The sequence below is a fragment of the Pseudomonas silensiensis genome (genome assembly GCF_050434865.1).
Lineage (GTDB): Bacteria > Pseudomonadota > Gammaproteobacteria > Pseudomonadales > Pseudomonadaceae > Aquipseudomonas > Aquipseudomonas fluorescens_W.
Map to the genome: position 1 here is coordinate 14,694 of NZ_JBNDJH010000029.1, position 25,653 is coordinate 40,346.

Here is a 25,653-nt window from a genome sequence, read left to right on the forward strand (position 1 = left end):
AAACTACAGATGAGCGGCTTGTGGCCTCCAGCTGCGTTGTGAGAATAATCGTTAAGGTTGGTCTTTTGCCAACCAGAAAAGGTGAAAGCTTGATGCTGTCTGCCAAAAATAAAGAAATTTCAGCTATTTCTAACCTTTGTTCGACAGTCGATCAGGTAGTGCATTCTCGCGAATCACTACATGCAGCCCTCCACACGCCGATCAAGGATAGACCATGAGCCTCCCTTCGCTTGCCGAACTGCCCGGCGTTCTCCTGCCGTTTGTCACCCGTGCCGAGCAGTCGTTCCGTGCGGCCGCCGCCGGGCTGGATGACGACCATGGCCTGGTCGGCTGGACGCCTGAACGCTGGGCGCAATTCGCCCGCGTCACCGCTGCCAGCGACTTCGTGATTGAACAAAGTGTCCGTGACCCATTGATGCTGCTGGAGCTGGTGCAGTCCGGTGAGCTGGACCGAAGTTTTGCGCCCGGCGAGCTGTGCGCACAGATTGCGGCAGCGGTGAATGCCGCGGAAACCGACGATGGGCTCGGTCGCGCCCTGCGTCGTCAACGTACCCGTCATCAAGTGCGGATCATCTGGCGCGACCTGAATCGTCAGTGCGATCTGATCCAGACCTGCCGCGACCTCTCGGACATGGCCGATGCCAGCATCGATCAGGCCTATCAGTGGTTGTACTCGCGGCATTGTCAGCAGTTCGGCGTGCCGACTGGCCGGCGCAGCGGCGAGCCGCAGCAAATGGTCATTCTCGGCATGGGCAAGCTCGGCGCGGTGGAGCTCAACCTGTCCTCGGACATCGACCTGATCTTCGCCTATCCGGAAGGCGGCGAAACCGTCGGGGTCAAACGCTCGCTGGATAACCAGGAATTTTTCATCCGTCTCGGCCAGCGCCTGATCAAGGCCCTGGACCCGATGACCGTCGACGGTTTTGTATTCCGTGTCGACATGCGTCTGCGACCTTACGGTTCGGCCGGCGCATTGGTGTTGAGCTTCAACGCGCTGGAGCAGTATTACCAGGATCAGGGGCGCGACTGGGAACGCTACGCGATGATCAAGTCGCGGGTGGTGGCCGGTGATCAAGTCGCCGGTGCGCAATTGCAAGAGATGCTGCGGCCGTTCGTTTACCGGCGTTACCTCGACTTCTCGGCGATCGAAGCGTTGCGCACCATGAAGCAATTGATCCAGCAGGAAGTCCGGCGCAAGGGCATGGCCGATAACATCAAACTCGGCTCCGGCGGCATCCGCGAAGTCGAATTTATCGCCCAGGCATTCCAGCTGATCCACGGCGGCCGCGACCTGAGCTTGCAGCAACGTCCTCTATTAAAAGTACTGAGCACGCTGGAAGGTCAGGGTTACCTGCCGCCGGCGGTGATCAGCGAACTGCGCGAAGGCTACGAATTCCTGCGGTACACCGAGCACGCAATCCAGGCGATTGCCGACCGCCAGACCCAGATGTTGCCGGACGGCGCTCAGGATCAGGCGCGCATTGCCTTTATGTTGGGCTTCGCCGACTGGGAGGCTTTCCATGAACAGCTGATGTATTGGCGTGGCCGCGTGGCCTGGCACTTCGGTCAGGTGATCGCCGATCCCGACGAAGAGGAAGGCACCGAAAGCGAAGTGGTGGTCGGCGGTGAATGGCTACCGTTGTGGGAAGAGGCTCAGGATGAAGAGGCCGCTTGCCGTCAGTTGGAAGAGGGCGGCTTCGTCGATGCCTCCAAGGCTTTGAAAGCCTTGGCTGGCTTGCGCAGCAGTCCGCAATTGCGCGCGATGCAGCGCTTGGGGCGTGAACGCCTCGATGCCTTTATTCCGCGGCTGCTGGCTCAGGCCGTGGAGCACGCCAATCCGGATCTGGTGCTGGAAAGGGTATTGCCGTTGGTGGAAGCCGTGGCCCGTCGTTCCGCGTATCTGGTGTTGCTGACCGAAAACCCCGGCGCGCTGCGACGTTTGTTGACCTTGTGCGCCGCGAGCCCGTGGATCGCCGAACAGATCACCCGCTTCCCGCTGCTGCTCGACGAATTGCTCAACGAAGGTCGGCTGTTCAAACCGCCGCTGGCGCCGGAACTGGCCGCCGAGTTGCGCGAGCGTTTGACGCGGATTCCCGAAGACGACCTCGAACAGCAAATGGAAGCCCTGCGGCATTTCAAACTGGCGCACCGCTTGCGCGTCGCCGCTTCGGAAATCGCCGGCAGCCTGCCGTTGATGAAGGTCAGTGATTACCTGACCTGGCTCGCCGAAGCGATTCTCGAACAAGTGCTGGCCTTGGCCTGGCGCCAGACCGTGGCCAAATACGGCACGCCGCAACGCACCGACGGCACCTTGTGCGATCCCGGCTTCATCATTGTCGGTTACGGGAAAGTCGGCGGTCTGGAACTGGGGCATGGTTCGGACCTGGACCTGGTGTTCATCCACGATGGCGACCCGCAGGCGGAAACCGACGGGCCGAAACCTATCGATGGTGCGCAATTCTTTACTCGGCTGGGCCAGCGGATCATTCACTTGCTCACGGCCCAGACCAACTCCGGTCAGCTGTATGAAGTGGACATGCGTCTGCGGCCGTCCGGCGCGTCGGGGTTGCTGGTGAGTTCGCTCGGAGCGTTTGCCCGGTATCAGGAAAATGAAGCCTGGACCTGGGAACATCAGGCGCTGGTGCGGGCGCGGGTGCTGGTGGGCAGCCCGGACGTCGGCCAGGCGTTCGAGAAAGTCCGCGCGGCGGTATTGGGCAAGCCGCGGGACCTGGCGACCTTGCGCCAGGAGGTCAGCGAGATGCGCGCCAAAATGCGCGATAACCTTGGCAGCAAGAGTACCGCGGCGGGCACTGGGGCAAATGCCTTCGAGGCCACGGCGCCGTTCGATCTCAAGCAGGACGCCGGAGGTATCGTCGATATTGAATTTATGGTGCAATACGCGGCCCTGGCGTGGTCCGAATCGCACCCGCCATTGCTGCGCTGGACTGACAATATCCGCATTCTGGAAGAGCTGGAACACGAAGGGCTGATGCCCGTCGAAGACGCCAGCCTGTTGCGCGAGGCCTATAAAGCCTACCGCTCCGCCGCTCACCGGCAGGCCTTGCAGAAGGACCCCGGGGTGATACCGGGCGACCAGTTCGTGGACGAACGGCGGCAGGTAGTACGGATCTGGCGCGAGCTGGGGCTAAGCTGAGGCTGACTTGGAATGTGGCGGGCTTTTGTGGCGAGGGAGCTTGCTCCCGCTCGGCTGCGAAGCAGTCGTAACTCAGCTGGTGCGGTGCGCCAGGCGGAATTCGATGGCAGGTTTTGGGGCTGCTTCGCAGCCCAGCGGGAGCAAGCTCCCTCGCCACAAAGATTTGTGTTAATTGACAAAGATGTGCGTCAACAATGTGTGTGAATTGACACAGGTCCTTTTGTATAAATTGACATCGATGTGCATAAATTGATCTGACGAGCCCCAACCGGCTCGTCCAAATGACCTGACAGCCAAGGCTGCAGGTGCTGGATTCTCGAGGCGGGGAGGCGTATGCCTCCCCGGCTCGTTTATGGAAACCACATGAAAATTCTGATCGTTGGGCCCAGTTGGGTCGGTGACATGGTGATGGCGCAGACACTGTTTCAGTGTCTCAAGCAGCGCCACCCGCAATGCGAAATCGACGTGCTGGCCCCCGAGTGGAGCCGGCCGATTCTTGAGCGCATGCCCGAAGTACGCCAGGCCTTGAGCTTTCCGCTCGGTCACGGCGCTTTGGAGCTGGCGACGCGTCGGCGCATCGGCAAATCCCTGGCCGGCCAGTACGACCAGGCGATTCTGCTGCCCAATTCCCTGAAGTCGGCATTGGTGCCGTTCTTCGCCGGCATCCCGAAACGTACCGGCTGGCGTGGCGAGTTCCGCTACGGCCTGCTCAATGACGTGCGCACGCTGGATAAAGAACGTTACCCGCTGATGATCGAGCGCTTCATGGCCCTGGCTTACGAGTCCGGTGCCGAGCTGCCGACACCTTATCCACGGCCGAGCCTGCAAATTGACCCGGTCACTCGCGAAGCGGCAATGGCCAAGTTCGGTCTGGCGCTCGACCGACCGGTGTTGGCGCTGTGCCCAGGTGCCGAGTTCGGCGAGTCCAAGCGCTGGCCGTCCGAGCACTATGCCAAGGTTGCCGAAGCGAAGATCCGCGAAGGCTGGCAAGTCTGGCTGTTCGGTTCGAAAAACGATCACGCTGTCGGCGAAGACATCCGTTCGCGGCTGATTCCCGGTTTGCGTGAAGAGTCGGTGAACCTCAGCGGCGGCACCTCCCTGGCCGAAGCCATCGACCTGATGTCCTGCGCCGACGCGGTGGTGTCCAACGACTCCGGCCTGATGCACGTCGCCGCTGCGCTGAATCGCCCGTTGGTGGCGGTTTACGGCTCGACGTCGCCGGGTTTCACGCCGCCACTGGCCGAGCACGTCGAGATCGTGCGCCTGGGCATCGAATGCAGCCCCTGCTTCGATCGCACGTGCCGCTTCGGTCATTACAACTGCCTGCGCCAGCTCATGCCGCAAGCGGTGAACGAAGCCTTGCAGCGTTTGCAAGGCACTGTGGTCGAGGTCAAATAGTTTGCGGGTACTGCTGATCAAGACTTCTTCGCTGGGCGACGTGATTCACGCGTTGCCGGCGCTGACCGACGCGGCACGGGCGATCCCCGGCATCCAGTTCGATTGGGTGGTGGAAGAAGGCTTCGCCGAAATCCCGAGCTGGCACCCGGCCGTGGGCAAGGTGATTCCAGTGGCGATCCGTCGCTGGCGCAAAAACATCTGGCAGACCATCAAGAGTGGCGAGTGGAAGCGCTTCAAGCAAAGCGTTCGCGCTAACAAATATGATTTGGTGATCGATGCCCAGGGCCTGCTGAAAAGCGCGTTGCTGACTCGATACGCCAAAGCCCCGGTGGCCGGGCTGGATAAAAATTCGGCCCGCGAGCCGATTGCCGCACGCTTCTATTCCCGGCGTCTGGCCGTGGCCCGTGGGCAGCACGCGGTGGAACGGGTGCGTCAGCTGTTTGCCTTGGCCCTGGGTTACGACCTGCCAAAAGGCTTGGGCGATTACGGCCTGAACGTCGAACGACTGGTGGAGCTGCCGCGCAAGAATCCTTACGTGGTGTTCCTGCACGGCACCACGTGGGACACCAAACACTGGCCTGAAGCCTACTGGCGCGAGTTGGCCGAGCGCGTCGGCTATCTCGGTGTCGCGGTGAAGCTGCCGTGGGGTAATCCGATCGAGAAAGCCCGGGCCGAGCGCATTGCCAAAGACATGAGGCACGTCGAAGTGCTGCCCAAGCTGAACCTGGCGGGTGTCGGCAAAGTGCTGGCCGGCGCGCAAGCCTGCGTGGCGGTGGACACCGGTCTCGGTCATCTCGCCGCTGCGCTGGACGTGCCGACATTGTCGCTGTTCGGCCCGACCAACCCGGGCCTGACCGGCGCCTACGGTAAAGCGCAGATCCACATCGCCAGCGATTTCCCCTGCGCACCGTGTATGCAAAAGAAATGTACGTATCAACCGACGGCCGAAGATGCCCGTCAGTTTGACCTTAAACGCGAGTGGCCCCTGTGCTTCACGCGTCTGAATCCCGAGCGTGTCGCGACCCGACTGAGCACGTTGTTACTGGCTGAGGAGCTGCGCTGATGCAATTGGCATTCGTCTTGTACAAGTACTTTCCATTCGGGGGCTTGCAGCGCGACTTCATGCGCATTGCCCTGGAATGTCAGCAGCGCGGCCATCAGATTCGGGTCTACACGCTGATCTGGGAGGGCGACATTCCACCGGGCTTCGAAGTGTTGGTGGCGCCGGTCAAGGCGTTCTTCAACCATCGACGCAACGAGAAGCTCAGCGAATGGATGGAAGCGGATCTGGCCAAACGTCCGGTGGACCGTTTGATCGGCTTCAACAAAATGCCGGGCCTGGACGTCTACTACGCCGCTGACGGCTGCTTCGAAGACAAGGCGCAAAACCTGCGTAATTCGCTGTACCGTCGTTGGGGCCGCTACCGGCACTTCGCCGAGTACGAGCGCGCGGTGTTCGCCAAGGATGCCAAGACCGAAGTGCTGATGATTTCCGAAGTCCAGCAGCCGCTGTTCATCAAGCATTACGACACGCCGCTTGAACGCTTCCATCTGCTGCCCCCAGGTATCTCTCAGGACCGTCGTGCGCCAGCCAATGCCGCCGAGATCCGTGCCGAATTCCGTCGCGAATTCAGCCTGAAAGACGATGATCTGCTGCTGGTGCAAATCGGCTCCGGGTTCAAGACCAAAGGTGTAGATCGCAGCCTCAAGGCACTGGCCGCATTGCCCGCTGATCTGAAGAAACGCACCCGGCTATTTGTAATTGGCCAGGACGACCCCAAATTGTTCCAGATGCAGAGCGCCACATTGGGGCTCGGCGACAACGTGACGTTCCTCAAGGGCCGCAGCGACATCCCGCGTTTTCTGCTCGGCGCCGATCTGTTGATTCACCCGGCGTACAACGAAAACACCGGGACTGTGTTGCTCGAAGCCCTGGTGGCCGGGTTGCCGGTGCTGGTGAGCGCGGTGTGTGGTTACGCCCATTACATCGCCGAGGCCGACGCCGGTCTGGTGCTGGACGAACCTTTCGATCAGGCGCAGCTGACTCAGTACCTGACCGGCATGTTGAACGACGCTCAAGCACGGGCGGCCTGGAGCCGCAACGGTCTGGCCTTCGCCGAGACGGCCGACCTCTACAGCATGCCGCAGCACGCGGCCGATGTGATTCTGGCGGAGCACGCTTAATGAAGTTGATGCTGGCTGAACCGTTCAAGAGCCTCTGGGCCGGACGCGACCCGTTCGCTGAAGTCGAGGGCCTCCAGGGCGAGGTATACCGCGAACTTGAAGCGCGCCGGACCCTACGTACCGAAGTCAACGGCAATGGCTTTTTCGTGAAGATCCACCGTGGCATTGGCTGGGGCGAGATCTTCAAGAACCTGCTCACCGCCAAGTTGCCGGTGCTCGGTGCCGGCCAGGAATGGAAGGCTATTCAGCGTCTGCAAGAAGTCGGCGTGCCGACCATGACCGCCGTGGCTTATGGCGAGAAGGGCAGCAACCCGGCGGACCAGCATTCGTTCATCGTCACCGAAGAGCTGGCGCCCACGGTCAGCCTCGAAGATTTCAGCATCGACTGGGTCAAGCACCCGCCGGAGCCAAAGCTCAAGCGCGCGCTGATCGCCGAAGTCGCGCGCATGACCGGCATGATGCACCGCGCCGGCGTCAACCATCGCGACTGCTACATCTGCCACTTTCTGTTGCACACCGACAAACCGGTGACGGCCGATGATTTCAGGCTCTCGGTGATCGACCTGCATCGCGCCCAGACCCGTCCGACGATTACCCAACGCTGGCGTAACAAGGACCTGGCGGCGCTGTATTTTTCGGCCCTGGACATCGGCCTGACCCGTCGCGACAAATTGCGCTTCCTCAAGGGATATTTCCAGCAACCCCTGCGCCAGATTCTGGGCGAGGAAGCCGGGCTGCTCGCCTGGCTCGAAGGCAAGGCCAACAAACTTTACGACCGTAAACAGCGATACGGGGATGCGCTCTGATGGCGGGTTGGAAACTGGAGCCTGAGTACAGCGATCTGGCAGAAGATTTCGGCAGTCTTGAGGCTGTGTTTGCGCTTCAGGGTGAACGCCTGACGCGCGACCTGTTGTCCGAGGTCATTCGCGTCCAGCGCAATGGCGTCAACTATTACGTCAAACGCTACGTGGGTGCTGGCAAAGGTCTGCGTCGCTACCTGGGTAAACCCCGGGTGAAGGCCGAATGGCAGAACCTCAAGCGCTTCGCCAAGTGGGGCATTCCCACCGCCGAAGTGGTGGCCTGGGGCCTGGAACGTCGCGGTGCGGCGTACGATCGCGGGGCAATGATCACCCGTGAGCTGCCGCATACCGAAGACTTGTCGGCACTGGCCGAGCGGCATGATCCGAAACTGGCGGATCGCGCCTGGGTCGACAACGTCAGCCGGCAGCTGGCGGGTTATACCCGGACCATGCACGACCACCGCTTCACCCATAACGATTTGAAGTGGCGCAACCTGCTGATCGACGAAGATGCCAGGCTGTTTCTGATCGACTGTCCCAATGGCGATTTCTGGCGCGGCTTCTGGCTCAAGTACCGGATCACCAAGGACCTGGCCTGTCTGGACAAGGTCGCCAAGTATCACTTGTCGGCTACCCAGCGCCTGCGCTTTTACCTGCAATACCGCCAGTGTGATCGGCTGAATGCCGCCGACAAAAAGCGGATCCGGCACGTGGTGAGATTTTTCGAGGGACGCGAATGACTGATTTTCTGGCGGCTGAAGACCGTGCGCTGCTTGAGCGTCACGGCCTCGGCACCTTTGACGCACTCTGGGCCAAGCAGCTCGACGCTGTGGACGAGCCCAACACCGGTCGCGGTGGCTGGAGCAGCGTGTTTCGGCTGGATCTGGAAGGTCATGGCTACTACCTCAAGCGCCAGAGCAACTACCAGATGCGCACCTTGCATGCGCCCTTTGGCGAGCCGAGCTTTGCCCGTGAGTTTCGCAATATCAGTCGCTATGAAAAGCTCGGTATTCCAGCGCTGAAAGCGGCGTTTTTCGGCGAGCGCAAAGTCAACGGCGAAGTCCGGGCGATTTTGCTGACCCGTGCCCTGGATGGTTGGGATGACCTGGATTCGCTGTTGCAGCGCTGGTCGGACCTGAGTTCGGCGCAGCATTCGGCCATTCTGAAGGCTTGTGGGCTATTGGCTCGGCGCCTGCACGGCGCGCGTCAGGTTCACGGTTGCTTCTACCCCAAGCACATTTTTCTCCAGGCCACCGGCGACGGTTACCTGGCCCAGCTGATTGACCTGGAAAAGACCCGGCCGTTGCTGTTTGGTCTGCGTGACCGGGCCAAAGACCTGGAGCCGTTGGTGCGTCGGGCACCTGAGTGGAGCGAAGCGCAGTTGCGCGAGCTGCTGGCCGCCTATCTGGATCAATCGCAAGACAGTTCGCTGATCGACAGCTGGCTTGCGCGACTGTCCGCACGGCGCAGTCATAAGGAGGCGCGCTGATGCGTTTGTCCGAACTGAAAAACGCTGGCCGCAGCCCGCGCCTGCCGCTGAACATTCCACTGGCCGATGCCGCCGGCCCTGCCGAGTTGCAGTTGCTGAGTCTGTTGCGGGTGTTGCCGGGGCAGCGTTATGTCGGTGCCGGCGTCTGGCGCGGGCGACCGGTGCTGGCCAAGTTGTTGGTCGGCAGCAAAGCGGCGCGGCATTTTCAGCGTGAGCTGGACGGCGTGCGGTTGCTGGCGGCTCAGGGGTTGACCACGCCGTTGTTGCTGGCTGATGGCCTGAAGGACGGCGAAGGCGGTTGGCTGCTATTCGATTTTCTTGAAGGCGCCGAAAGCCTTGGGGATGCCTGGAAACGGGTCGAGCACTTGCCGATGCTGGCGGATGAGCAATCGGCGGTATTGGCCGATGCGCTGGGTGCGATCGGTCAATTGCACCGCAAGGGCTTGTGGCAGGAAGACCTGCACCTGGACAACCTGCTGCGCCAGGGCGGTCGGCTGTATTTGATCGACGGCGCCGGAATCCGCACGGAGACACCGGGCCAGCCGCTCTCGCGACAGAAAGTCCTGGAAAACCTCGGGGTGTTTTTTGCCCAGTTGCCCAAGACGCTGGAACCCCACACCGAAGAGTTGCTGGTGTATTACCTGCTGAGTAACGGCGAGCATGCCTTGCCGATGGAAGCGTTGCAGAAGCAGATCAACAAGGTTCGCGCCTGGCGACTGAAGGACTTCCTGATCAAGGTCGGCCGCGAATGCACGCTGTTCAGTGTCCAGCGCGGAGCGTTTGGCTTGCGGGCGATTCGCCGCGAGGAAGAAGCGGCGATGCTGCCGGTGCTGGCGCAGGCCGATGCGCTGCTCGATCAGGGCCATCTGTACAAGACCGGCGGTGCGGCGAGTGTCGGCAAGGTCGAGGTGGCTGGTCGTACGCTGGTGATCAAACGCTACAACATCAAGGGTTTTGCCCACTGGCTCAAACGCTTCTGGCGTCCGAGCCGTGCCTGGCATTCCTGGCGCGAAGGCAATCGCCTGGCGTTTCTCGGCATTGCCACGCCCAAGCCGTTGGCGTTGCTGGAGAAGCGTTTTCTCTGGTTGCGCAGTCGGGCTTATCTGGTGACCGAGTATTTGCCGGGGCCGGACATCATCGAGCGGTTTGCGCCTTATGTTGAAAGCGGTGAGGCACCGGAAGCCGAGTTGCAGGCGCTGGATCATTTGTTTGCCGAGCTGATTGGCGAGCGGATCAGTCATGGGGATTTCAAGGGGCATAACCTGTTCTGGCAGCACGATCGCTGGGCGCTGATTGATCTGGATTCGATGTGTCAGCATGCCTCGCTCAGCAGCTTCGCCCCGGCCTATGCGCGGGATCGGGCAAGGTTCATGCGGAACTGGCCTGAGAGCAGTGCGCTGTATCAGGTCATTGATCAGCGTCTTCCCAAAGATGTCGACAGCGCCGCGTAAGTCGGAGCTTGCCCACAACCCTGTAGTACCGAGCCCGCCTTGTGCGGGCTTTTCGATGTCATGGGGGACAGGTTCTTGTGAATTGTCCTACGCGAAACAGGGAGCCCGTGAACTGTGCCCTGAATAGCCGCGATGCTAGTTTGCCTGACGTTCACGGAGGGCAGATTTTGGCGATAAAAATAACGGTGTTACTGAGCACTTTTGCACTGGTTTTATCAGGCTGCGGGACCGCTGTTACGGTGCTGCAGGATGACGAGGATGCGGCTCGCAGCCTCAGAAAACAAAAGACTTACTGTCAATCCATACCGCGTATCTACAGCGGTCTGGCCTACGATTTTTGCGTATTAAACGCAGCGCCTGATCCCACGGGTATTCTTTTGCCGTTCGTATTGGTGGATTTCACCCTCTCGGGTGTTTTCGACACGTTCCTCCTGCCTTATACGGTTTACCGGCAAGCTGCAGACGGCAATATCAGCATTTATTGGCGAGCAGGCCGCGGGTAACTCTTTTGTATTCCGGCGTGTCAGTGCTACACCTAACGAACTTGGCTCGAAGAACAAAAGGTGAATAGCTCGTGTCGATCCCGGTTTTGCCCTCTCAACAGTTTTTTCTTTTTGAAAATGAAAGCGAAGCTGAAACTAATGTTGAGGCGGAAAAGCTTTTACCTCCGTCCGGGAGGTACAGCGATTTCATAATCTATGTGGATGAGAGCGGCGATCATGGGATGCAAACTTTAGATCCAAACTACCCAATGTTTGTGCTGGCATTTTGTGTGTTTCATAAAAGGCATTATTGCGAAAAGGTTATTCCTGCCCTTCAGAAGTTCAAATTTAATCATATGGGTCATGACCTGATCGGTCTGCATGAATTGGAAATTCGGAAAGAAAAGGGAGCGTTCTCTAGTCTTTTCACATCAAGGCAGCACAAACATGCCTTTCTCGATGAGTTGACGGGAATCATTGAGGCCAGCAATTTCGTCCTGATCAGCTGCGTTATCGACAAAGCTGCTCTTCGCGAAAAGCAAGGTCCTGTCCACAATCCTTATCACGTCGCGCTCGGATTCTGCCTTGAAACGCTTTATGAGTATTTGCAGGAAAAGAATCAACAGAGCGTTTTAACTCATGTGATTTTCGAGCGTCGAGGGAAGCGGGAGGATAATGAGCTTGAACTGGAGTTTCGTCGCATGTGCGATGGCGCGAACAGATTGGGCATACAACTGCCGTTCGACATCGTCTTTGCAACCAAGCAAGTGAATTCCACGGGGTTACAGCTAGCGGATCTTGTTGCAAGACCCATTGGTATGAGCGTTTTGCGGTCGGGGCAAGAAAATCGTGCCTTTGACGTGCTCAAGCGCAAGTTCTACTGCAGTGGCGGGCGTAACAATGTGGGAGAGGGTTTCGAGAATTGGGGGTTAAAAATATTCCCTCTCTCAGAAAGCGAAAAGCCCCGGTGAAACTCACCGAGGCCACAACGCCGACCGGGATCCCCCAGTCCATTTGCGCAGGAGTCTATGTCTCGGTCCGTCATCTGTCAACGCGCCAGCTTGCCACTTCCCGCTAGAGGCTTGGCGTCGCTTTTAAGCTATAATCCCGCCCTTTAGCTGCCACTCGCCCATTGCGAGGGCACATTAAATCTTTGAGGCGCCTTGCGCCTGCATGCAGACTAAAGAGGCTAGACCCCTGTGGCATTGACGATTCTTGGCCTGTCCGGCGCCCTTAGCCATGATCCTTCCGCAGCGTTGTACATCGACGGCAAGCTGGTCGCGGCGGCTGAGGAAGAGCGCTTTGTGCGCGATAAACATGCAAAGAACCGCATGCCTTACGAGTCGGCGAAGTTCTGCCTCGAGCAGGCCGGCATCAAGCCATCCGACGTTGATGTGGTAGCGATTCCGTTCGCGCCGATCAGCCTGTTCGGCAAGGCTCGCTGGCATTACGCCAAGCGTTACTGGTACGCCCCGGACCGCGCGCTCGACGCGATCCTGATGGGTAACCGTCGCTACAAGCGCTATCGCAACAAGATTGTCTGGTGCCTCGAGCAATTGGGCTTCGATCCGAAGAAAATCAAGATCGAACCGGTCGAGCATCACCTGGCTCACGCCTCCAGCGCTTATCACTGCTCCGGTTTCAAAGAGAAAACCGCGATCCTCGGGATCGACGGCAAGGGTGAGTACGCCACGACCTTTTTCGGTTACGGCGAAAACGGCAAGATCCACAAGATCAAGGAATTCTTCGATCCGGACTCCCTCGGCGGCCTGTACGGCGCGATCACCGAGTTCCTCGGTTTCGAGATGCTCGACGGTGAGTTCAAGGTCATGGGCATGGCGCCGTATGGCGATGCCAGCAAATACGATTTCTCGCGCCTGGCTTCGTTCGAGAACGGCGAGCTGGTGATCAACACCGACTACGCCAACGTCATCGGCCTGCGTCGTTATAAAGAGAAGGGCAAAGGTTTCTACTTCTCGCCGAAGCTGATCGAGTGGCTGGGTCCCAAGCGCGAAGGCGACATCGCCGACGAGCCGTACATCCACTACGCCGCAAGCATGCAAGCGCTGTTCGAAAAGATCTCGCTGCAGATGATCGACCATTACCTGGGCGACGTGCTCAAGGAAACCGGCAAGCTGGCCTTCGCCGGTGGCTGTGCGTTGAACGTCAAGCTGAACCAGAAAATCATCGCCCGCGATGACGTCAAAGAACTGTTCGTGCAGCCGGCGTCCGGCGATGCCGGCACCGCGGTCGGCGCGGCGGCCTATGTGTCCCACGCCCGTGGTGTGCCGGTCGAGAAGATGGAACACGTCTACCTCGGCCCGTCGTACACCAACGAAGACGTCCTCGCTGCATGCGCCCGTCACCCGAGCAAGCCGGTATGGCGCAAGCTTGAGAACATGCCGGAAAACATCGCCAAAATCATGGTCGACGGCAACCCGGTGGCCTGGTTCCAGGGCCGCATGGAGTTCGGTCCGCGCGCCTTGGGCGGTCGTTCAATCATCGGTTGCCCGAGTGCAACTGGCGTGGCTGACCGCATCAACCACCAGATCAAGTTCCGCGAGCGCTGGAGGCCTTTCTGCCCGTCGATGCTCGACACTGTTGCACCGCAGATGATCAAGATCGATCACCCGGCGCCGTTCATGACCTTCACCTTTGAAGTGGCGGAAGAGTGGAAGACCCGCGTGCCGGAAGTCGTCCATGAAGACGGCACCTCGCGGGCCCAGGTGCTCAAGCGCGAATACAACCCGCGCTACTACGACATGATGAAGGCGCTGGAAGTGCTGACCGGTAACGGCGTGTCGCTGAACACCTCGCTCAACCGTCGTGGCGAACCGATGATCTGCTCGCCGACGGACGCCCTGAACATGTTCTTCGGTTCCGATCTACAGTATCTGATCATGGAAGACATCCTGGTGGTCAAAGAGGGCGCGGACGCATATGACACGCTCGGCTGAACGCCATGTGCTGCAGTTCTGTCACGGCTATGACGGGCCGTTTCTGGACTGTGCCCGGCAGTACGCCAGCCTGTTCGCGGGGACCGGTTATCGAGTGACCACGGTGTTTTTGACCGGGTCTGCCGATGCCGAAGTCGCCGCGGGCTGTGCTTCCGATGAAGTGCTGTTCATGGAATACAGCTCCAAGGCCATTCGTGGCCTGAAGCTGGGCGCCATCAGCGATCTGCGCAAGATCGCCGCCTCGCGCAATTTCAGTTTTTGCATCGCTCACCGTTTCAAACCTATTTATATCGCCTTGCTCGGCACGTCGTTGCCGGTGATTGGCGTGCATCACGCGTTTGACGATTACAAACGCGGCACACGTAAACTCTTCGCGAATATTTTCCGCAAGCGCCTGAGCCTGCTCGGGGTTTCCGATGCCGTGCGCGACGACATGCGCCATTGCCTGCCAAAGTGGCCGGCGGCGCGGATTCAGACGCTCTATAACCGTATCGATGTGCAGACCTTGCAGGACAGTCAGGTGTCGGTTCGCGAGGCCCGGGAAACCCTCGGTCTGGCGCCGGACGCCTGGGTTGTCGGCAATGTCGGACGGCTGCATCCGGACAAGGATCAGACCACGCTGCTGCACGGTTTTGCCGCGGCGTTGCCGGGTTTGCCGGCCAGCAGCCAGTTGGTGATTCTCGGTGCCGGTCGACTGGAACAGGACCTCAAGGCCCTGGCCCGTGAGTTGGGTATCGGCGACCGCGTGCTGTTTCTCGGTCAGGTGCCTGAGGCTCGGCGTTATTTCCGTGCCTTCGATGTGTTTGCCCTGAGTTCCGATCACGAACCGTTCGGCATGGTGCTGCTGGAGGCCATGGCCGCCGGTGTGCCCTTGCTCGCCACGGCGTGTGGCGGGGCGAAAGAAGTGGTCGAGGGCGTTGGTATTCTGTTCCCGCTGGGCGATGCCGAACACTTGGCTCAAGGGCTGCAACATCTGGCCGCGATGGACGAGCAGCAACGTCACCAGTGCGCCGAGCTGATGCTCGATCGCTTGCGTGAGCGCTTCTCCGACCGCGCGGTGCGCGATGCTTTCTGGCGTTTGCCGCACGTTACCGAACTGGCGCCGAGGGGCTGATGCTCAACCGATTTCAAGGCTGGCGCGAACGTGGCTGGGCGGTAGTCGACGCCTCGACATATGCTCAAGCCTGGCAACGATATGGCGGCAGCGTCGCCACTCATCCCATGGTGGTCGAGCGGCTTGCGCAGTTGGCCGACATTCCTGTGCGCTACCTGGCCTGGGAGCAAAACGGTGAAGTCAAAGCCGCGATCCCGACTTGGGGTCGCGACCTCGCCTTGTCCAAGGACGTGCTCAAGCGCTGCGGTAAAAAAGGTCTGTTCGACCTCGGCAATGCCGAGTTCATCCTGCCGGCCGCTGCCGATGCACAAGCGCCGCTGCGTCATCGTGGACGCTACCTGTCGGCACTGAATGAAGGCCGCTTCACCGGCATCAAGTTGCAGGCTGAACAGTTGGCGATGGCCCGCACTCCCGAAGAACTGTCGAAGAAGTTTCGCTACAACCAGCGCCGTGAATTGCGATTGCTGGAGGAAGCGGGCGGAGTGGTTCGGCCTGTCGCCGAGTTTTCCAGCAGTGAACTGGCGGCGATCTATTGCGATCTGTTCCAGCGTCGCTGGGGCTTCCCGGCGACGGGGGCCGAGCGCATGGCTGAGGTCATCGAGTTGCTGCGTGATTTGCTGATCGGCTCGGTGATTTTCCTCAACGATGCGCCAATAGCGATTCAACTGGTCTACCGTGTCGAGACACCGCAGTGGATCAGCGTCGAGTACATCAACGGCGGCGTCGATCCCGAAACCCGCGAATTCAGTCCGGGCAGCGTGCTGAGTTTTCTCAATACGCAAAGCGCCTGGGAGCATGCCCGGGCGTTGGACAAACCGCTGCGCTTTTCTTTCGGTCGCGCCGACCGTGAATACAAGGATCGCTGGTGCAATCCTGTGCCGGTGTTCACCGTATGAGTCAGCCCATGAACCGCAAACAGCAATTGCTCAAGCGCCATCGGCGCAACAAACGCGTCGGTCTGCTCATCGCGCTGGTGCTGTTGATTGCCACGGGTGTGCTGGTGACCTGGTGGCTGCCGCTGGTGCTCGCGGTTCTAGGCTGGATTGCCCACGAGGCCTGGTTCGCCGACCACCTGTTTTATTCGCCCAAAGACGATTACCAGTACAGCTTTCCACCGTACACCCAGCAGCCCAAGGTTCACCTTGACGGTGAGCGTTTGCGTCTGGACGACGGCGTCATGCTGGTCGACGACGCCACGCTGGTTTTGGCGCTGCGGATAAAAAGCACCTGGCTGGGACGCTTTATCGATCCCGTGGTCGAGTTGTCAGGGGGAGATAACCCAGACCGACAAACCTTCGAACGTGGTGTGAACGGCCTGCGTTACCTCAACCTCAGTGGTCAGGCGCAGGTTCTGTCGCAAGGTGAACTACGCCTGCGCGGGCGTTTCTGCCGACTGCTGGGTGAGCCGGTACTCAGGGCATTCGAGTATCCGGATTACAGTCGTCAGCGAGTGATGGTGATCGCGCCCCACGCCGACGATGCCGAGTTGGCTGCATTCGGTTTGTACAGCAGCGCCAGCCAAAGCTGGATCGTGACCTTGACCGCCGGTGAAATCGAGGCCGGGCACTATCAGCAGATGGGGCTCAATGGCGTCGAAGCGTCCCGGTTGAAAGGCTCGCTTCGCGCCTGGGATAGCATCAGCGTGCCGCTGTGGGGCGGCGTTCCTCAGGAACGCTGTATTCAGTTGGGGTATTTCTGCCTGCAATTGCCCGCCATGCAAAGCGCGCCGGCCGAGGCCGTGGTGTCTCGTGAGGCACAGCTTGGCGATACCCGATATTTTCGACGGTTCAATCCGTTTGCCCTGGGCAGTGACGTCGATGGCATACCGTCCTGGAACAATCTGCTGGCCGACCTGAGTGAGTTGATCGAGCGTATCCAGCCCCAGGTCATCGTTTTGCCACATCCGCGTTTCGACCCGCACCCAGACCATCTATGCTCACAGCAAGCGGTGATGCAGGCACTGAACGGAACCGCCTGGCAGCCCGAAACCTTGTTGCATTACGCCAATCATCTACACGACAACGATCGCTGGCCAATGGGTGATGCCAGCACCGGCGTGACACTGCCACCACAGATCAATAATCACGAACCGTTGCGGCCCTGGGCGCTGTGTCTGTCGACCGAAAAGCAGTGGCACAAGGCTATGTCGTTGGGCATGATGCACGACCTTCAGCCCCGACTTCCCCTCAAGCGTCTGCTTCGCCGGGCGATCCAACGTTGTCTGGCGGCCCGACACTGGCCGGCTTTCGGCGAAAACGAGTTCTTCCGAAAAGCGGTGCGACGCCACGAATTATTCTGGGTCCAAGAGCTGTCTGGAAAGAGAGAGACCAATTGAAAGTTCTGTTTCTGGTGCAGAAAGAGCAGCGAGCGATCCTCGATCGACTGTATGACGGTATCGCCGAGCACTGCGACTGCGACAAGCGCGAGCTGACCAGCGAGGAGCAGGACGACTTGCGTGGATACTTTCGCAAGCATGTCGATGTGACCCGCTACGACCGGATTGTTTTTTTTCTGCGCTTCAAAAAAGAAATCAGACAGGTGAGGTTCATCCAGACCCTGCCCAATCTGGTTATTCTGGAACACGATGCGTACCAGAATTACATCCCGTGCAAGTACACCGGCAAGTTCAGCGCGCATTACCGCAAGCTACCCTGGGCGCGGGTGATCAGCTCGGGTTTCATGGTCAGCCAGCGTTTGCGTGATGAAGGGTTTGACGCGCATTTCGTGCCCAAGGGCTACGATCAGGCGCTGTTGCAAAACTGCCAGCGTGAACGGGATATCGAGCTGGGTTTCGTCGGCAGTCTCAACAGCGTGGCGTATGCCGGGCGCAAGGCCATGCTTGAGTCCGTGGCCGAAGTGGAGAACCTGCTGATCACCCGCACCAAGTCGGGTGAGGAATACTGCGAGACGTTGAGCCGGATCCGTTACTTCGTGAGTGCCGACGTCGGCATGGGCGAATACATGATCAAGAATTTCGAGGCCATGGCCTGTGGTTGTGTGCTGTTTGCTTACGATCAAGGGGAAGCAGAGAATCGCGCGCTGGGGTTCGTCGATATGCACAACATCGTGCTCTATCGAACCCGCGACGAACTCAGGGAAAAACTGGCGGTGTTGCGCGAGTCCCCACAGCTGACCGAGACCATTTCATTGGCCGGACAGGCTTTGGTAGAACAGCGTTACACGTTCCGGGCTGTAGGGCATGCGATTGTCGACGCCCTGCGTGCGCCGCTGCGCGAGCACGTCCCGCTGGGCTGGAAAGAAAAATTACGCTTGTCGCTGGGGCTGTGAAGCCGGGCGATTAAACAACCTATGGTGCGGTGCAAATAAATGCTGTTCAGCGAGACTAGCGACATTTCGGTTGTAATCACTAGTTGCGGTCGCTTCGATTTGTTGAAGCGTACCCTCGAAACGTTTGACCGGTTCAATACGGCTCCCATCCGTAAAGTGTTCATTACAGAGGACTCCGGCGACAGCGCCGTAGAGGCGTGTATTCCGGAGCACTGGAGGGCGCATACCCAGTTCTTCATCAACAAGCCACGCCTGGGTCAGTTGCGATCTATCGACGCCGCTTACGCTCAGGTGCAGACATCGTGGATTTTCCACTGTGAAGACGACTGGGATTTCTACCGCGAAGGGTTCATCGAAGAGTCCCAATGCCTGCTGGAGGAAGATCCGCAGGCACTGCAGGTGTGGTTACGCAGCTTCAATCATGACCTGATGGTTCACAGTCCTTACGTGTTCCTGAACGAGCGCAAAGTCAGCCATGGCATTCCTTTCTACGTACTGGGCTCGCAAAAAGCCGAGTGGCAAGGTTTTTCCTTTAATCCAGGACTGCGCCGTCGTGCGGATTACTTGACGCATGCACCGTATTCCGCATTTTCCGGGGAAAAGGACTTGTCGCGTCGGTATGCTGGCGAAAACCGCTATGCGTTGATTCTGGAAAACGACGCGGTATTGCACACCGGTTTCGGTGAGCATGTGGTGGTTCCCAAGGAACGGGAGAACAAATTACGGCGTAAACGTCTCGATCGGCTGAAGCTGATCGCGGCTCTTATTTTGGGTCTGGCAATAGGTTGGGTACTCCATGGAATTTAGCGGCATGAAGCCAGGAAAGAACACCGTGGCGTATTTCGGAACGGTGCTCTGTCTGTTTCTTTTGAGCTTTGTGGTGGGCTGGTCGTCGAAGTGGACCAATAACCTGTTCTACGTCCTGATGGCATTGCCGGGCCTGGTCTTCCTGATCAAGGAACGCGGTGCCGGCTTGCTCAAGGAGCCGCTGGCATGGGGCTGGCTGGCGTTCATTCTATGGTTTCTGGTGCCTGCGACGATTGCAGGGCAGATGCAGTTCTACAAACATGTCTTCTATGTACTGATGTTCGTCATGGTGGCCGGCGCCTTCACCGATCCGCAGTTCTTCCGCAGTGCGGCGTTTGTTCGCGCTCAGTTCTGGATCCTGACGTTGTACATTTTCAGCAGCTCGCTCTACGGTTGGGTAACTGGTGAATTCGCCGTCGGCGGCCGGGTGGCGCTGCTTCCGGCACGCCTGGAGAACGTCATCTACGCCAGTATTTGGCTGTTCTGTTCGTTGGCGCTGGCGCTGCCTATCTGGCTCAGGGAGCGAAAGTACATCGAAGCTGGCGTGGCCATCGTTTTGTCGGTGTTCGCGGTAGCCTTTGTCTTGCAGACGCGTACTGCGTTTGTGGGGGCTGTGTTCCTGTTTGGTATGTGGGTGCTTTACGGTATTTACCACAGGCCGCGGTTGGTAGGCGGTGCGGTGGCCATTTGCGCAATTGTTTTAGGCCTGCTGTTCCTGGTTGTGCACAACGAAGCCTGGTACCAGTCCCTCTGGAACCGAGGCGATTCGTACCGTATCGAAATCTTTCATATCATGGTCGGCGAGTGGCGCCACTGCGGCTGGGCACTGGGCTGCGGCATCAACTTTCACACCGCCCAGGTGCTCGATGGCTGGATGCCGATTCAGCATCCGCACAACATTTTCGTAGCACTGGGGCTGTACAGCGGCGGGGTCGCGCTGGCGTTGTTCGTAGCGCTGATGGCCGCAAGCCTTTGGCAGGCCTGGCGTCTGCGCGACGCGTGGGGTATGTACCTGGCGTGTGCGCTGGTGATGCTGAACTTCGATGGCAGTTTGCTGATCGGTAACCCTGACGAGTTGTGGCCACTGGTGCTGCTGCCCGCCGCGATGATCCTCTCTCGCGTGCTGAAGGCGCGGCAGCCCGCGCTGGCGTAATGCCTGGCCTTCGCCTCCTCCCCGGAGGCGAAGGCGGTCAGATCATTTTTGCAGGGCGACGCTCAGCTCCTCCGGGGAGCAGATGCTCTGGGTCTGGCCATAATGGTGCATGAAGACTTCGCCGTGATCGTCGAGCAGCCATTGCCGATCTTGCGGGTAACGCACCATATGCTTGAAGTTGCGCAGCCGCAGGGTCTTGCGCAACGGACGGCGATACACCCGCATGTCGGCGATGTCGATCAGGCCCAACTGATGTTCGGGTGTGAGCACAATATTGCCCAGGTGCGCCGAGCGAAAATAAATCCCCCGCTCATGCAAGGTGGCCATGAAGACCCCCAATTGACCGCGCAACGGATCGGCATCGCCCTGGACGTCCAGCAGCTGACGCAGTGTCTGGCCCGGCAGTGGATCGTAGTGCACGGCATCACGTTCGATACTCGCAATACGGTAAACCTGACGAATCGACGGGCAGGGGATGTGCCGTTCACGCAACGCATCGCAGTTGTCGGCAAAGCGTTTGGCGTACGGGTACCACGCGGCCGACGTCAGCAGGCGTTTGCGGCGAAACAGTTTGAGTATTGAACCGTCCGTCAACCGCAGAACCTTGTCCCCCGAACCATCCGCTTCAAGGACTTGTGCTCCCTCGCGCAGGGCGAGATATCGGGTGTGATCAAGCGCTTGCATCAATACTCCGGGTAGGGCGCCGTGAGGCATGGATAGCCGGCCATGTTACCGCAGCTCAGCGACTAAAATGGGGCCTGTGTTACACTCGCGGGCTCTTTTCTCATACAACGGGTTCTCATGACCAGCCCTGATTCGCCTGCGCCGTCGAGCTTGAAGATTTACCTGCGCCTGCTGTCGTATGTGCGCCCGTACTGGGGCATGTTTGCCATCAGTATTGTTGGCTTTGTGATTTTTGCCTCGACGCAGCCCATGCTCGCAGGGATTCTCAAATATTTCGTCGATGGCCTGAGCAACCCCGAAGCGGTGCTCTTCCCGACTGTTCCCTATCTGCAAGACTTGCAGTTGCTGATGGCCGTGCCGCTGCTGATCATCCTGATCGCCGCCTGGCAAGGCCTGGGGTCTTTCCTGGGTAACTACTACCTGGCCAAAGTCTCCCTTGGGCTGGTCCACGACTTGCGTGTCGAGCTGTTCAACAAGTTGCTGGTATTGCCCAACCGTTATTTCGACACCCATAACTCCGGGCACCTGATTTCGCGCATCACCTTCAACGTGACCATGGTCACCGGTGCTGCCACGGACGCCATCAAAGTGGTCATTCGTGAAGGCCTGACCGTGGTGTTCCTGTTTGCTTACCTGCTGTGGATGAACTGGAAGCTGACCCTGGTGATGCTGGCGATCCTGCCCATCATCGCGATCATGGTGAGCAGCACCAGCAAAAAATTCCGCAAGCAGAGCAAAAAAATCCAGGTGGCGATGGGCGACGTAACTCACGTGGCCTCCGAGACCATCCAGGGCTATCGCGTGGTGCGCAGCTTTGGTGGCGAGAGCTATGAAGAGCGTCGTTTCGCCGAAGCCAGCCAGGGTAACACCGACAAGCAACTGCGCATGACCAAGACCGGTGCGGTCTACACGCCCATGCTGCAATTGGTGATCTACACCGCCATGGCGGTGCTGATGTTCCTGGTGCTGTTCCTGCGCGGCGACGCCACCGCCGGTGACCTGGTGGCCTATATCACCGCGGCGGGCCTGTTGCCCAAGCCGATTCGGCAGTTGTCGGAAGTCAGCTCGACAATCCAGAAAGGCGTTGCCGGTGCCGAGAGCATTTTCGAGCAACTGGACGTCGAACCAGAGATTGACCAGGGTACCGTGGAGCGCGATCGCGTCAGCGGCCACCTGGAAGTGCGCAACCTGAGCTTCACCTATCCAGGGACCGAGCGTGAAGTGCTGAAGAACATCAGCTTCACGGCGGCACCGGGGCAAATGGTCGCCCTGGTTGGTCGTTCGGGTAGCGGCAAGTCGACCCTGGCCAGCCTGATTCCGCGTTTCTATCACCACGAAACCGGCGAAATCATGCTCGATGACGTGGAAATCGAAGACTATCGTCTGCGCAATCTGCGTCGACACGTGGCGCAGGTGACGCAGCATGTGACCTTGTTCAACGACACCATCGCCAACAACATCGCTTACGGTGACCTGGCCGGTGCACCGCGTGCCGACATTGAAAAGGCGGCGACAGATGCTTACGCGATGGACTTCATCTCGGAGATGCCGCAAGGCCTGGACACTCAGGTCGGCGAAAACGGCGTGTTGCTGTCCGGTGGCCAGCGCCAGCGCCTGGCGATTGCCCGGGCCTTGTTGAAGAACGCACCGTTGCTGATTCTCGACGAGGCAACGTCGGCACTCGATACCGAGTCCGAGCGGCACATTCAGGCAGCACTGGACCAGGTCATGAAAGGTCGCACCACACTGGTGATTGCTCACCGGTTGTCGACCATCGAGAAAGCCGACCTGATCCTGGTCATGGACCATGGCGAAATCGTCGAGCGCGGCACCCACGCTCAACTGCTGGCGCAAAACGGCTACTACTCGCGCCTGCATGCGATGGGCCTCGACGCCCCGGTTGGCGACATCGCCTGACCCCACAAAAGGGGTGGGCCTGGCTCACCCCTTTTGCACATCCGGCGTGCAATGCGCCCGGTGATTGCTATCCAGACCTTTACCATTTTTTGACCAATCCTGAATAAATCTGCGCACCGCGGTCGGATTTTCTGATCAATAAATGATCAGAAAGCGCCGCCGAATCATCCCGTTGCAGCCGTCACACAAGCCCACGCCAACCCTGTGTTAATATCGCGCCCCTGTTCATTTTGTATGTGGGTTGCTCCATGAAGTTGTCCATGCCGCGATTCGATCAAGCCCCTGTCTTGGTGGTCGGCGATGTCATGCTCGACCGTTACTGGCATGGTGGTACCTCACGGATTTCCCCTGAGGCGCCGGTACCGGTAGTCAAGGTCGAGCAAATAGAGGACCGCCCGGGCGGTGCCGCCAACGTTGCGTTGAACATTGCCGCCCTCGGTGCTCCGGCCTCGCTGGTCGGCGTGACCGGCGACGATGAAGCCGCCGACAGCCTGGCCAATAGCCTCAAGGGCGCTGGCGTACGGGCGTTGTTCCAGCGCATCGCGCACCAGCCGACCATCGTCAAGCTGCGGGTCATGAGCCGTCACCAGCAACTGCTGCGTATCGACTTCGAAGAACCTTTCGCCACCGACGCGTTGGCGTTGGGCGAGCAAGTCGACGAATTGCTCGAAGGCATCAAGGTGCTGGTGCTGTCCGATTACGGCAAAGGCGCGCTGAAAAACCATCAGGTGCTGATCCAGGCGGCCCGTGCCCGTGGCATTCCGGTGCTGGCCGACCCCAAGGGCAAGGATTTCTCGATCTACCGTGGTGCGAGCCTGATCACCCCGAACCTCAGCGAGTTCGAAACCATCGTCGGCGGTTGCGCCGATGAGCACGAGCTGGTGAGCAAGGGCGCGCAGCTGATGCACGACCTCGACCTCGGCGCGTTGCTGGTGACCCGTGGCGAACACGGCATGACCCTGCTGCGTCCGGATCATCCGGCGCTGCACCTGCCAGCCCGTGCCCGTGAAGTGTTCGATGTGACCGGTGCCGGCGACACGGTGATTTCCACCCTGGCGGCCGCCATTGCCGCTGGCGAAGAACTGCCTCACGCGGTGGCGTTGGCCAACCTGGCGGCAGGCATCGTGGTCGGCAAACTGGGTACGGCAGCCATCAGCGCGCCGGAACTGCGTCGCGCCATCCAGCGTGAAGAAGGTTCGGAGCGCGGTGTACTCGGCCTTGAGCAGCTGTTGCTGGCGGTCGATGATGCGCGTGCGCATAAAGAGAAGATTGTCTTCACCAACGGCTGCTTCGACATTTTGCACGCCGGCCACGTGACCTACCTCGAACAGGCGCGGGCCCAGGGTGATCGCTTGATCGTTGCGGTCAATGACGATGCGTCGGTCAGCCGCCTGAAAGGGCCGGGGCGTCCGATCAACAGCGTCGACCGTCGCATGGCCGTACTGGCAGGTCTGGGCGCCGTGGATTGGGTGATCAGCTTCGCTGAAGGCACCCCGGAAAACCTGCTGCGCGAGGTCAAGCCGGATGTGCTGGTCAAGGGCGGGGACTACGGGATCGAGCAGGTTGTCGGCGCGGACATCGTGACCGCTTACGGCGGAACGGTGAAAGTGCTGGGGCTGGTGGAAAACAGCTCGACTACCGCGATTGTCGAGAAAATCCGCAAGTCCGAGTGATGCCAGAAAAGCTCGCAGCCTCGTTTCACTCGACAGCTCCTACAGGGAATCGCATTTCAATGTAGGCGCTGTCGAGTGAAACGAGGCTGCGATCTTTTGATCTTTGCTTTTAAGAGCTGACTTTCTTTCGCGGTACGATTCTCTTCAGCAATTGCTTCGCCTTCCCACGCAACCGCGCCAAACCGGAATCCTTCCCCGGCGGGCTCAAGCCCTGTTGTCGCACCCAATCCTTCCAGCGAATCCGCTCATCCCTCACCAGCCAGCCTTCCTGCTGGGCAAAACTCTCTGCCAGGTACAACCCGCGAGTACTCGCCGGGTACAGCTGATCCTTTTTCAAGGTATAGAGCTCGGCCATCGGCTGGCCGTCCTGCAGCGGCATCAAGTACAAATCGGGACGTTTGCGATCGAGACGGGCCACCAGTTGATCGCCTTCCAGTCGTTCGTCGACATGGAACAGGCTCAGGGATTTGGCTTCCTTGGGCACGTCCAGGCGCAAGTCATAGATCAATTGCAGCGAGGCCGTCGGTAAATGCACGTAAGCCCGTGGGCGTTCGATCAACTGCATCTTGGCGCAACGCACCGGCCGCGCCGAACCGGACAACGGCGTCAGGCGAAACGGCAGGGCTTCGCGATAATGCAGCGCGGACGAGTAGGGCGCCGGCAGCCAGGTGTCGTTGAAACGCCCGCCGAGCCAGCCTTCCGGGGTCTCCAGCAAGCACTCTTCGGCAATTTCCTGAATCGCGGTGTGCAGTGGCAGGTTCAGCTCATGGGCTGGCACGTAACCGGAGATTAGCTTGAGCACCACGTCGCCGCGGTCTTGCCGACGCTGACGCACCAACACCCAGTAATCGCGGTTCTGCCAATGCAGGGTCAGGCGCACTGAAACCCCGAGGTTGGCCAGCTCAAGCGAAAACCGCTGAGTGTCGGCTACCGTCACCGGGCGGCGACGTTGCAGCGTCTGGGAGAAATTGAGCGGCATCCCGACGCTTTGATAACTCAGGCCTTCGGGAGTCGCTTCGACGAATAACGGCAGGGTCTTGAAGTTGCTCGGGTTCTTTCTTATGAGCGTACGCGGCATGTCGGCTCCTGCTTAAGGCCGCGT

21 protein-coding genes are annotated in these 25,653 nt (G+C 59.5%); 19 read left to right on the forward strand and 2 right to left on the reverse strand.

Annotation, left to right across the window (positions count from 1 at the left end):
• The first annotated feature begins 214 nt into the window (after positions 1-214).
• From glnE to QF010_RS29520, 17 genes are all read left to right on the forward strand, one after another.
• Entirely contained in the window at positions 215-3,154 is a 2,940-nt protein-coding gene (gene glnE / locus QF010_RS29440; RefSeq protein WP_033055455.1) for a bifunctional [glutamate--ammonia ligase]-adenylyl-L-tyrosine phosphorylase/[glutamate--ammonia-ligase] adenylyltransferase, read from the forward strand.
• Positions 3,155-3,517: 363 nt separating this feature from the next.
• Entirely contained in the window at positions 3,518-4,552 is a 1,035-nt protein-coding gene (waaF, locus tag QF010_RS29445; RefSeq protein ID WP_033055457.1) for a lipopolysaccharide heptosyltransferase II, read from the forward strand.
• A 1-nt stretch (position 4,553) separates the two neighbouring features.
• On the forward strand, positions 4,554-5,615 hold the full coding sequence (gene rfaC / locus QF010_RS29450) for a lipopolysaccharide heptosyltransferase RfaC (RefSeq protein ID WP_033055458.1): 1,062 nt from the start codon (positions 4,554-4,556) through the stop codon (positions 5,613-5,615).
• On the forward strand, positions 5,615-6,736 hold the full coding sequence (locus QF010_RS29455; RefSeq protein WP_033055459.1) for a glycosyltransferase family 4 protein: 1,122 nt from the start codon (positions 5,615-5,617) through the stop codon (positions 6,734-6,736). Before rfaC ends, QF010_RS29455 begins: the two co-directional genes overlap by 1 nt.
• Positions 6,736-7,542 (forward strand): lipopolysaccharide core heptose(I) kinase RfaP, encoded by an 807-nt coding sequence (gene rfaP / locus QF010_RS29460; protein WP_429534495.1) that lies wholly within the window; start codon positions 6,736-6,738, stop codon positions 7,540-7,542. The genes QF010_RS29455 and rfaP overlap by 1 nt, the downstream gene beginning before the upstream one ends.
• A complete protein-coding gene (locus tag QF010_RS29465) occupies positions 7,542-8,276 on the forward strand; it encodes a lipopolysaccharide kinase InaA family protein (RefSeq protein WP_033055461.1) in 735 nt (244 codons plus the stop codon). The genes rfaP and QF010_RS29465 overlap by 1 nt, the downstream gene beginning before the upstream one ends.
• On the forward strand, positions 8,273-9,025 hold the full coding sequence (locus tag QF010_RS29470; protein ID WP_033055462.1) for a lipopolysaccharide kinase InaA family protein: 753 nt from the start codon (positions 8,273-8,275) through the stop codon (positions 9,023-9,025). Before QF010_RS29465 ends, QF010_RS29470 begins: the two co-directional genes overlap by 4 nt.
• A complete protein-coding gene (locus QF010_RS29475) occupies positions 9,025-10,476 on the forward strand; it encodes a lipopolysaccharide kinase InaA family protein (RefSeq protein ID WP_033055463.1) in 1,452 nt (483 codons plus the stop codon). Before QF010_RS29470 ends, QF010_RS29475 begins: the two co-directional genes overlap by 1 nt.
• Positions 10,477-10,643: 167 nt before the next feature.
• On the forward strand, positions 10,644-10,979 hold the full coding sequence (locus tag QF010_RS29480) for a YceK/YidQ family lipoprotein (RefSeq protein ID WP_033055466.1): 336 nt from the start codon (positions 10,644-10,646) through the stop codon (positions 10,977-10,979).
• A gap of 71 nt (positions 10,980-11,050) precedes the next feature.
• Entirely contained in the window at positions 11,051-11,929 is an 879-nt protein-coding gene (locus QF010_RS29485) for a DUF3800 domain-containing protein (RefSeq protein WP_033055467.1), read from the forward strand.
• Positions 11,930-12,157: 228 nt separating this feature from the next.
• A complete protein-coding gene (locus QF010_RS29490; protein ID WP_008146248.1) occupies positions 12,158-13,915 on the forward strand; it encodes a carbamoyltransferase family protein in 1,758 nt (585 codons plus the stop codon).
• Positions 13,899-15,029: a glycosyltransferase gene (locus QF010_RS29495; RefSeq protein ID WP_033055468.1), complete on the forward strand. Its 1,131-nt coding sequence runs from the start codon at positions 13,899-13,901 to the stop codon at positions 15,027-15,029. The genes QF010_RS29490 and QF010_RS29495 overlap by 17 nt, the downstream gene beginning before the upstream one ends.
• On the forward strand, positions 15,029-15,925 hold the full coding sequence (locus tag QF010_RS29500) for an antimicrobial resistance protein Mig-14 (protein WP_429511285.1): 897 nt from the start codon (positions 15,029-15,031) through the stop codon (positions 15,923-15,925). Before QF010_RS29495 ends, QF010_RS29500 begins: the two co-directional genes overlap by 1 nt.
• 8 nt (positions 15,926-15,933) lie before the next feature.
• Positions 15,934-17,364, forward strand: a complete 1,431-nt coding sequence (locus QF010_RS29505; protein WP_429511284.1) for a PIG-L deacetylase family protein — start codon at positions 15,934-15,936, stop codon at positions 17,362-17,364.
• On the forward strand, positions 17,361-18,317 hold the full coding sequence (locus QF010_RS29510; protein ID WP_429534496.1) for a glycosyltransferase family protein: 957 nt from the start codon (positions 17,361-17,363) through the stop codon (positions 18,315-18,317). The genes QF010_RS29505 and QF010_RS29510 overlap by 4 nt, the downstream gene beginning before the upstream one ends.
• A gap of 39 nt (positions 18,318-18,356) precedes the next feature.
• A complete protein-coding gene (locus QF010_RS29515) occupies positions 18,357-19,124 on the forward strand; it encodes a glycosyltransferase family 2 protein (protein ID WP_429534497.1) in 768 nt (255 codons plus the stop codon).
• A 4-nt stretch (positions 19,125-19,128) separates the two neighbouring features.
• Complete coding sequence (locus QF010_RS29520; protein ID WP_429534498.1) at positions 19,129-20,277, forward strand: O-antigen ligase domain-containing protein; 1,149 nt, start codon at positions 19,129-19,131, stop codon at positions 20,275-20,277.
• Positions 20,278-20,319: 42 nt separating this feature from the next.
• Here QF010_RS29520 and QF010_RS29525 read toward each other — a convergent pair whose 3' ends face one another.
• Complete coding sequence (locus QF010_RS29525; protein ID WP_429534499.1) at positions 20,320-20,961, reverse strand: BUD32 family EKC/KEOPS complex subunit; 642 nt, start codon at positions 20,959-20,961, stop codon at positions 20,320-20,322.
• Between the two features lie 117 nt (positions 20,962-21,078).
• On the opposite strand from QF010_RS29525, the gene msbA reads away from it, so the two are divergent.
• Both msbA and hldE read left to right on the forward strand, forming a co-directional pair.
• A complete protein-coding gene (gene msbA / locus QF010_RS29530; protein ID WP_033055482.1) occupies positions 21,079-22,878 on the forward strand; it encodes a lipid A export permease/ATP-binding protein MsbA in 1,800 nt (599 codons plus the stop codon).
• Positions 22,879-23,126: 248 nt separating this feature from the next.
• On the forward strand, positions 23,127-24,551 hold the full coding sequence (hldE, locus tag QF010_RS29535) for a bifunctional D-glycero-beta-D-manno-heptose-7-phosphate kinase/D-glycero-beta-D-manno-heptose 1-phosphate adenylyltransferase HldE (RefSeq protein WP_033055483.1): 1,425 nt from the start codon (positions 23,127-23,129) through the stop codon (positions 24,549-24,551).
• Positions 24,552-24,660: 109 nt separating this feature from the next.
• Here hldE and QF010_RS29540 read toward each other — a convergent pair whose 3' ends face one another.
• Positions 24,661-25,629 (reverse strand): hypothetical protein, encoded by a 969-nt coding sequence (locus QF010_RS29540; RefSeq protein WP_008146227.1) that lies wholly within the window; start codon positions 25,627-25,629, stop codon positions 24,661-24,663.
• Between the last annotated feature and the right edge of the window lie 24 nt (positions 25,630-25,653).